Source organism: Luteolibacter flavescens (genome assembly GCF_025950085.1).
In the GTDB taxonomy this organism is placed as follows: Bacteria; Verrucomicrobiota; Verrucomicrobiia; order Verrucomicrobiales; family Akkermansiaceae; genus Haloferula; species Haloferula flavescens.
This window is the reverse complement of record NZ_JAPDDS010000008.1, coordinates 263,831-273,093: the sequence shown is the minus strand read 5'-3', so window position 1 is coordinate 273,093 and position 9,263 is coordinate 263,831. Positions and strand designations below refer to the sequence as shown.

Sequence of the window (9,263 nt, the reverse complement as noted above, 5' to 3'; positions counted from 1 at the left end):
GAAGGCGAGGTGGCCCGGTTGGACCGGCACCGGCAGATCGATCTGGAGATTGTCAGGCGCAGCGACAAGGCGAAGGGTTTTGAGATCCTGCCGAAGCGTTGGATCGTGGAGCGGACGTTCAGCTGGCTGATTCAGTCACGACGACTCATTCGCGATCACGAGGTGTGCATGGATCACTCCAAGGCCCTCATCCACCTTTCGATGTCGAGGCGCATGCTGGCGAGAATTGCAGCATGAGTTATTTTTCAGACGGCTTCTTATACAAGATACACGGGTGCCGGGCTGGAAGGTTGCGTCAGTGTCGAGTGGCCGGCCCTTGGCACGAGACTGCCGGACGGCGAGAGGCCGCTGCCGAAAGGAGCGACGGTGGTGGTCTCCGACGTGTTCCTGCGGGTGACGGGAAGCAGCGAACGCGGCGAGGCGGCGCGCGCACTCGAGTTCATCGAAGGGATGTCTTGGGTGCTTCGGAAAACTGCTCCCGCCCCGGGGCCGTGGCATGACTGGGCCCGCACGGCCAAGAGAACGCTGGAAGCGCTGGCGACCTCTCGACATTGCATGCGGAAGATTCGGAGGAGAACTTTCCTGAATGCTTACGTGGGCTCGGATGACAAGCCTCCGGAGAGCATGGTCCAGGGGGCAATTACGGTGGCCTTGGCAGAATACGAAGCGTGGCGACTCAAGCCTCATCCGCTGATGAAGCGTCTCGATGGCAATCTCGCGGAATTCTACCTGGAGGACCTTTCGACGATGGCCCGATGGCTACCGGGTGAGAAATTCAAGGGCGGCGCGCCGAGCGAGGAAGAGCACATGGAGCGGATGGATTCATGGTATTTGCTGCACACCATGAAAAGCCTCGGGGGGCTCGCACTCCTCGGCAGAAGGGACGAGCAGAAGCTGTTTCTCGACTGCTTGGAATACGTCATTCGCGTCGCGGCTCATTTCAATCATGACTGGCCCGTCTTTTACCATCGGAAGACCTTCCGGGTCATCAAGCGAGAGGTGAAAGAAGGCATGGGCGGAGAGAGGAATGCCGCCGGACTGTATGCTTACGTGATGCTTCAGGCATGGGAACTTACTGCCGACAGGCGCTTTCTCGACCAAGCGGAAGAAGCAGCGTCAATGCTGGCGTGCCTGGGCTTCGGGATGCTTTACCAGACCAACAACACCGTCTTGGCGGGCGTGGCTCTAGCCCGGCTTTGGATGGCCACCGGGAACGCTCTCTACAAAGAGCTCAGCGTTGTGTGCATGGCCAGCGTACTCAGCCACCTGTGGATGTGGGAGCCCGCACGCCCCGGCAGTCCGTGGTCCACCTATCTTGGTCTGCCGCCTCTTCACGATGCACCTTACATCGCACCTTATGAGGAGGCGGAGATCTTTGCCGCCAGCCGCCTCTATATCGCAGAGATGGGTGAGGCCATTCCTCCGGCTCTGCTCGATCTTTTGGTTGAATACGGGAAGCACCTCTCCGGACGGGCTCGCTATTATTTCCCGAGCGAGCTTCCCGCGGCTTCTATCTCGGACTCTCCTCGGGAGGGAGTCATTACCCGCAACCTCCCGGTGCCGCTGGAGGATCTCTACGCCTCGATGGCACCGGCGGGTCAGGTGGGTCAGGAAGTGTATGGGGCCGGGCTCGCCCTAGCGATCGCCACGCGAACCTTCCACCGGTGGCGGAAGATTCCATTCATGGTCTGGTGCGCGGTGCCTTTGTCCGGCGTGGAGTTCTCCTTGGAGGGCAAGCGTCCGGACCGCGTGCTGGTGAAATTTAAGGTGGTCGGATCGACGCCGCGACGCCATGCGATCCGCATCATCCCGCCTCCGAAGCGTAAGACCAGAAATGAATTCAAGGTGTGGCGAACGGAACCCGGCAAGCGCAGGGGTATGCTGAAGCCCGTCGCCACGAAGAACGGACATCTCGTTTGTGAAGCGGCCGGGGCGTCACTGATCGAGCTTCTCTGGCAGAGGAAGTAGTCGGAGCTGGACGTGCCTCCTCTGCTCGCAGGCACGATACGAAATTTGACCTAAACCGCAGTCAGCAGGTCGGATGACTGCAATAGCAACAATACCGACATTCACCCTGCGTGACGCTTTGGTCTTGGATTCATCCGCCCTGGCAGTGCAAAGAGGCAGGGCTACCGGTCACTGGCCGACGTGGGAGCCTCGACGGGCTGTGGTGTGTCAGTTGGCAATCGATCAGCCGACGGCCAGGTGTTCCGGATAATCGCAATGACAACTGCTGCGATTACCACCACAACGATGATAAAGATAAGGCCGGCGCTGTTCGAGGGCGCGTCGGGGTTTCGTCGGTTGGGAATTCTTGGCATGCCGCAGAGCTCGCATCTCTCGTGCCGGTCCACCCACGGACACTTTGAAAGAAGATGGTTCACGCTGCGAATGCGTCCCGCATCCAGCATGTGCGAAAAGCAGGAGCAACTTTCCCCCAAAGGCTTTTGGGTCGATCCCTTCAAACATAACTGAGCATAGATGCCTCTAGGTGGCTTTCGCGGGCGAATTAGCGGGCTAGCCGCCCATCCCCTTCCGCTCACCGCTGAAATACGCCCCTGGAGGTCGCACGAAGGATGCAATGGCGCTTGCAGCCTTGATTTTACTTAGCGTCTCCTCATCAGCTACAATTTTCAACGCGCCTCCGTCTTTACCGGTGATCTCAGTGGCGACCTTTTCTCCGTATCGCGACGGGTCCCAAACCCGGAGGAGGCGGAAACGCGCGTCTACGCGCAGCTTGCTCCTCATCACCCACTCCTTGTTCGGAACATCACCAAAATCAGTTTTGATGGTGTCTTTGTCTTCGTGGCCGGTGTTGTCCGCGATTGCGAGGATTTGCCATGCGATGGCATCAAATCCCATCTCTCGGGCGAAGCGGTAGTCTTCGGCGAATTTGGGATGAGCCTTGACCCAGTCCCGCACCGTCGAGTCGCACGGCATTCCCTTGGACTTGCAGATCAATGTCAAGGGCTTGCCCTCCGAAAGCTCGGCGCAGATCTTCGCTGCGCGTGCCGGCGTGAACTTCGTGGGGCGCCCGCGCGGCTTGCTCGCGGGCTTCGATTTGGATGCTTTCCGCTTCACGAGCAGGGGAGAGATTTACCGAGCGAGCGGCAGTCAATGAAGGCATTGAAAGCCCCTACCAGCAGCATGTTGCGCCTAGGAGTAGTCTGTTCAATTTTCCTCACCTTCATAACGGCGCAATGATGCACGCTCACGGGGCCATGCCCATGTGCTCCACTGGCCCCCTATTCTCCGGCAAAGTTACGATCCCCTTTCGGATCGTAAGCGATGAAATCCTTGTGCTCCGTTAAGATGTGGCGGTCGCCGACCTTGTCTGCCTCCGCCTTCTTCTCACGAAACTTGCGAGCTTCGGGAGCTGTGAAGCCTCCCATCTGCTTGCGGACCGCATCGGGCAGTGACTCGTATGGAATGAAGCTCAGTCCACCGTATTTCAAAAGTGATTCGACACCGCGGGGGGGCACTCCCTCCTTGTGGCGGATGTAGACGCCATCCGGGACCTTTTCGAGGATCTGCACCTCAATGAAGGTGTAGCGCTCCCGTGTCTCCAGCTTCGCCAGCTTGGCGATCGGCTTCTCCACCACCGTGGCGGCTGGCTTCTGATCCACGGCCGGTACCGTCGGCTCGGCAAGGGCGGCGGCGCAAAGCAGGAAGGGCAGGAGGAGCGCTTTCATAGGACCTGCCTACACGGTCGCCTTATCTCCTGCCATCACATTCTTGTGATCCATCTCCCACGGCGCGGTGGCAAAGCGGGATGAGATCGCCTGTCTCAGCGCCAGCTCTGGCGTCTGGCTCCCGTGGTTCAGGAAGCGGGCCTCGGAAGGCAGCGAGGTGGTTTTGTCCCCGTCCATCCGCCGGCACGGCGTGCCGTGGTCCGTGTGATACAGGGTCTCAAAGGGCATCTTCCACCAGCAGCCGTGGCGCTGCATAGTGGTAATGGAACGCCCGCGCTGGAAGAGATAGGGCGTGTGGGTGCTGAAGTCGCGCACGGTTCCGTGCCCGTGGTGATAGAGCGAGAGCGCTGCCCGGCCCACACCTTGCCGCCAGCGGTTCGTGCATACCAGGTTGTCACGGATGTCCCGCACCAGCTCCACGCCGCGGTAGATGGCGACCCGGAAGTCATCCCACGACTGCGGCTTGAGCAGGAAAATGTCATCGTTGAAGAGCAGCACCTCGTCCGCGATCTGCACCGCTCTGGCTATCGCCTCCGGGTAGCTGGGCGTCAGGTGAAAGGTGACGCCGGCGTGATCGTCCAGCCAGTCCGGGCGCTCGTCTGCGAAGAGGTGGAAGGGGACCGTTTCCGTCAGGTTCTCGCGCACGGAGCGCATGCTGTGCCGAAGTTCATCCCAGCCGGCGGCATCCGCCTTCCACAGCCAGCACACGGCGCGCTCACCGGTGCTCTCTTGCTCAGGGAAGGCCTCCGGGCGCGCGGGCAGGTAGCCGGCTCGGCGGAGCCTCTTGAGCTTCCGAATCTTCGATCCTCCGGCCAGGTGGTGGAACCACGCGGGCCCGGTCTGCTTGTCAGGGAAGCGGTTCCATTCCGGGCTCAGCTCGTGGACCTCCATTCCCTTCACGGCGGCTTCCGCCAGCCACGCGTTGAACTGGTGCTGCTCCTGGTGCCCGGAGATGTAGGGCTCGCGTATCACGGCCAGCATCGCCTCTGCGGCGGCCCGGTCACATCCCCACACTCCCGCATTCCGATAGGTCCAAGCGAAGGGATCGAGCTCGGGGAAGTGTTCGGCCATCCATTCCGGCCACACCCCGGAGACCTTCTTGTAAGGCTTGTCCGGCATCACGTGGAAGCCGCCAGAGCGGAGGAAGGCAGGCGCAGGGGCGGAGGGATGCACCATCACATCCGCATCGACGTAGAGCATGAAGTCGGCATCGCCGGCAAGGAACTGCCGCAGCATGTCCACCTCGCAGAATTTCGCCTCCGGATAGTCGGGGTTCAGCCCACTCACGTGGAGAGGGTATCCCTGCCGCCAGCACCACTCATCGAGGCTAGCCGCGCACTCGGCCAGCCAATCAGGCTCACCATGGCGCAGCGTGTGGATCTCGACCTTCAGCCCGGGACAGGGCTCAGGAATCGGCGGGCGGAACACCTTGGCCACGTCGGATTTTCGCTGTGGTTCATCGCGCAAGCGGGCGTTGTCGGCAGCTTCTTGAGCCGCGTATGGGTTCTCCGATCCGTAGAAGTCAATGCCGTGGGAATCGCTGGATGGCTCCACAATTTCCCGCTCGTGGATCAGCCGCTTGATCTCGGCGCGAACGGCACCGAGCTGGCCGGGGCGGACCTCTTCAACCGCGCGCCAGGCGGCGGGCTGGATCAGGATGCCAATCCGTGCCAGCTTCGCGGAGAGTCCGGGAAGGTCGGTAAGGTCGCGCATGTCGAGGTGGACGGTCCTCCCGGGGTTCATCACGTGAAAGTCCTCGAAATGGTCGCGCATCTCGCGGGCCTTTCTCAGCACGCCTCCGTGGCACTCGGCGAAGGACGGAATCCACAGCGGGTAGGTGTGCACCAGGGAGATCTCCTGCTCGTCATCCGGCGTCCGGGAGAGGAAGACGATCCTGCTGTCCGGGAAGGCCTGCAGCAGCCAGCTCCACCGCTCGACTGCCTCGGTCCATCCCTCGCGACCGAAATAGCTCGATCTGGCCCCGTGGTTCCACGCCGCCATATCCGCTCCGGTCCATTGCCGCAGCGCATCGTCAAAGGCGGGTGCCCAGGTGGACGGCGGCACGGCATTCCTGCCCCAAGGCTCGCCGCCATGCCCCTTGGCGAAGTCCCGGGGGGCGCGCTCGATCGCGTGGAGCTGCTCAAGGAATTCGAAGCTCTCGCCGGCGCAGCGGTTGCCCGTGCTGCGGTCGATGATCTGTGCCAGCGCGGTGCCGCCGGCCCGGGGTTGGGTGATGAGGAAGAACGGTTTCACACGAAGAGTTGCATGGTCTCGCGGATGTCGCGGCGGTTGCGACCTTGGAAGCGCTGGAAAATCAGGATCTCGTAACGCTTCCAGTCCTCGATGGTTCGGGCGGACTTCCACGAGTAGGCGGCGAACGGACAATCGGCGGCGAGGTTCTCGTAGGCGTGGATTCCGGGCAGCAGCTTGCCGATCTCGACGTCCTCCGAGTAGTGATCGGACTCTGGGAGCATCGCCGCGGCGGCCCGGTAGTCGTCTAACAGATCGGTGCGCAGTGCGTAGGCGGCTCCGAACATGAAGCGATCGTGCGGAGGGATGCGGTGATGCATTCCCACCGCAGGCTCGATGCGGCCTTCCAGCCATCCAAGGCCCATGACGAGCGTGTCGCTGTCCACCTTCATCTGGTAGGGATCGCCGTCGGCATTCTCCTGTATCGTGGCCAGGATGCCCTCGACGCAGGCCTTGCCATTCAGGTTGCCCAAGCGGCGGAAGGTGGTGCGCGCCACGCGGCATCCCTCTACCTCGGGCACCGGGTCTGCGGCATCGATGGCTAGCACGACCTTCACGCCGCACGATCGCAGCGCACGGCCGGCGAGAGCGGCTTGGGCATAGTCGGGAGGATGGGTGAAAATCGTCGCGGTCATGGCGGTGGGGGGACTTCCGTGTCCGGCGGGGGAATCACGGTGGTGGAACAGGTGCTGTGGCAGTGGCGCGGCCACGAGCTGGGAAAGGACTGCGTGAAATTCGTGTCGCAGCACTCGTGCGGTTCTTCCTCGTCTCCCGAGTCACCGATGATGGTGACGGACAGGGCCGTCGGCTCGCACGCAGGTGGGTAAAAGAAGCGGAAGCGCGCGCCGAAGCGGTTGATCATCTTCGTGAGCGGAACGATCAGGATGTTCCCTTCGGTGGCCTGTCCATTGTAGGGTGCGCTCTGGCCGCCGGGCATCGTGATCTTGGCCTTCCACCCGCCGGGGCATTTGTTCTTGAGCGAGCTGATGCCGATCATCACTTCCCAAACTGCGTAGGCTTCTCGGCCACGGACGTAGCACTCGCTGCGGTTGTCCCACTTCGCGGCCATGCGGAACTTGCAGTCCTTGGAATCGCTTGGGTCCGGGTCGATCTCGTCGTCACTCTCAAAGTCCTCGCTGGCGAATTCCTCATCCTGCGAACTTCCGGCGGCTTCGGAGCTCTGGTCATTCAGGCACTTGAACCACACATCGACGTGCCCCTGCACGAGCTGCTTCAGGTTCGTGATCGTCTTCACGCCGGCCACGGTCTCGAAGTCCATCTTGGCCACGCACGTGTGGATCTCACCGTCCTCCTTGGGCGGTTTCTCGGCACGGGCGAAGATCGCGAGACGGTTGGTCTCGGTGCTGTCGTCTCCGGGCACGAAAGACGCATTGGAGCACCGGATGCGGTCTGTGATGAGCCACACCGAGCAATCGGTCCGGGCGCTGACGTCGAAGGCCGACGGATTGGCCGAGTCCATCGGCTCCCCGTTGATCGTCGGGAAAAGCGGCGTAACCTGCGTGCCCGCGAGCGGGTCGCTGTCGGCGGGATCTTCCTCGCCCAGCCGCACGAATCGCACGGTGCCAGGCGTGAAGTAGAGGCTGGTCCCGTTGTCGCCGCCGATGTAGGGGCTGAACATCGGGCGAATCGGTGCTTCGTGCTCTTCCTCGGTGTCCGGGATGTCGAAGCCGGTCACAGTGTCGCCCTTGCTGCCCGGCTCTCCCTCCGCGCCGAGCTCGTTCGACGTGCGCTCGGCCTCGCTCATCCACGTCACGCCACGGCCCCGCAGCATCCGCTTCAGGTCCATGATGTCCTGCGCCGCTGACCAGTGTGACGGGCCCAGCCCAATGGTCATCGCACCCTTGGCAATGTCGAAGCTCACCGCGTGCACCATGGCCCCCATGCTCGCCCATTCACCCTTGCCGCCGGCCACGTTGATCTTGCACCCGTGGAAACGATCGCCGGTGACGTCCTCTGCCACGGTGGTAATGCTGCCCTCGAACTGGTAGGCCAGGAGGCTGTTATAGACCTCTTCGGCGATGCCCGCCGGGGCCGTCTCCCCGTCCACCCATTGGGTGACGCCCTTGTAGATCTTCGTGATCGCATTCGTGGCCACCGGGGAGAGCGCCACCTTGGAGGCGATCGGCTCGAGTGCCTTGCGGGAGGCAGCGCTGGCATTCGGAGAGATCTGCAGATTGTAGCCGATGCGCACCCGCCCGACCTTCCGACGCATCCAGTCCTCGATGCTTCCCTTGACCAGCTCCCGCGGGAGATCGTCCACGGATTCGACGGTGATGCGCCGGGCACGCGGATTGACCGGCTCCGGGTCCGGGTCGTCCTCCGCATCAGGCTCCGGCACCAGCTCCTTGGAGAGCATCTTGACGTTCCAGTGGGCATCCAGGACGTCTTTGAGCTGAGGATACTTCTTCTTCAGCCACTCGCGCATCTCGCCATGGTTGGTGGGGAGAGGGCGGGTTTTGATCCTCTGCTTCTGGAATTGCATCTGCGCGCCGGCCAGCTCGATGACATTGGAAATCACACGCGGGCCCGCCGATGGCCCCGCCTCGGGGAAGCGGTCCTCGATCCAGTCGCGGAAGGTGGTGCCGTCGATGATGGTCGCATTCAGGTAGAGGATCTGTACCGCATCCGGCTTCAGGTCGTCCCGGCGCCGGATCTTCACGCTCTCCACCTCACCGCCGGCGATGTCGATCGTGCGGGTGGCCATGGCCGACCTCGCGGTGATGTTCAGCGTCGGCGGCGAGGTGCTGTGATCGATCCACGGCACCCAGTCCGGGTGGAAGCGCAGCGAGACCCGGATCACCTCCGCCACGGTGATGTTCCGCACCTCCGTCTGCCACAGCGGCAGTCCGGCCGGTACACTGCCCATCTGGATCGCCACGCCCACGCTGGCCGCGTAGTCCACCGCCTCCCGGATCTGCTCCGCATCCGTGCACGCGCTGCCGTTCGACCGCCGCCCGAGAATGGCCACGGGCAGCATCACGCTGCCCGCTCCCGCGCCCCATGACTCCTTGTAGGTCGTCTGCTCCAGCTCCTGCCACGCGTCCACGATCTCGATGTCCTGCCCTTCCGAGGTGCCCGTGGCACTGGTCGGCAGGGAATCCACCTTGCCTTGGAAAAACGGCACTCCGTCCCGCGTCAGCGTCACCGCCGCCCCCCATGCCAGCACGTCGGCCTCGTCCATGTCCGCCACCCGCCGCAGCGTCATGATCGACGCCGTGCCGGTATTGAAGGTCCCGCCTGCAAATTCCAGCCCCAGCGCCGCCAGGGACTGTCCGTTGATTGCCCAGTTTGCGCTCATGG

The 9,263-nt window shown here is 62.7% G+C and carries 7 protein-coding genes; 2 read left to right on the top strand and 5 right to left on the bottom strand.

The genetic code is table 11. The features are described from left to right. Both OKA04_RS15855 and OKA04_RS15850 read left to right on the top strand, forming a co-directional pair. The coding region (locus OKA04_RS15855) for a transposase (protein ID WP_264502164.1) at positions 1-237 on the top strand (237 nt) is incomplete at its 5' end. 129 nt (positions 238-366) lie between these two features. After that, positions 367-1,968 carry a hypothetical protein gene (locus OKA04_RS15850; RefSeq protein ID WP_264502163.1) on the top strand — a complete coding sequence of 534 codons (1,602 nt, stop codon included), beginning with the start codon at positions 367-369 and terminating at the stop codon, positions 1,966-1,968. Between the two features lie 549 nt (positions 1,969-2,517). On the opposite strand, the gene OKA04_RS15845 is transcribed toward OKA04_RS15850, so the two are convergent. From OKA04_RS15845 to OKA04_RS15825, 5 genes are all read right to left on the bottom strand, one after another. Then, positions 2,518-3,081, bottom strand: a complete 564-nt coding sequence (locus OKA04_RS15845) for a terminase small subunit-like protein (protein ID WP_264502162.1) — start codon at positions 3,079-3,081, stop codon at positions 2,518-2,520. Between the two features lie 164 nt (positions 3,082-3,245). Further along, on the bottom strand, positions 3,246-3,692 hold the full coding sequence (locus OKA04_RS15840) for a hypothetical protein (protein WP_264502161.1): 447 nt from the start codon (positions 3,690-3,692) through the stop codon (positions 3,246-3,248). Between the two features lie 9 nt (positions 3,693-3,701). Continuing rightward, positions 3,702-5,945, bottom strand: a complete 2,244-nt coding sequence (locus OKA04_RS15835; protein ID WP_264502160.1) for a sulfotransferase — start codon at positions 5,943-5,945, stop codon at positions 3,702-3,704. Further along, positions 5,942-6,577, bottom strand: coding sequence for a hypothetical protein (locus OKA04_RS15830; protein ID WP_264502159.1), 636 nt, complete (start codon positions 6,575-6,577; stop codon positions 5,942-5,944). The genes OKA04_RS15835 and OKA04_RS15830 overlap by 4 nt, the downstream gene beginning before the upstream one ends. Continuing rightward, entirely contained in the window at positions 6,574-9,261 is a 2,688-nt protein-coding gene (locus OKA04_RS15825; RefSeq protein ID WP_264502158.1) for a hypothetical protein, read from the bottom strand. The genes OKA04_RS15830 and OKA04_RS15825 overlap by 4 nt, the downstream gene beginning before the upstream one ends. Positions 9,262-9,263 lie beyond the last annotated feature (2 nt).

Coding starts and splice junctions, on each gene's coding strand:
- OKA04_RS15840 (WP_264502161.1), bottom strand. CDS start 3,692: ATGAAAGCGCTCCTCCTGCCCTTCCTGCTTTGCGCCGCCGCCCTTGCC.
- OKA04_RS15830 (WP_264502159.1), bottom strand. CDS start 6,577: ATGACCGCGACGATTTTCACCCATCCTCCCGACTATGCCCAAGCCGCT.
- OKA04_RS15825 (WP_264502158.1), bottom strand. CDS start 9,261: ATGAGCGCAAACTGGGCAATCAACGGACAGTCCCTGGCGGCGCTGGGG.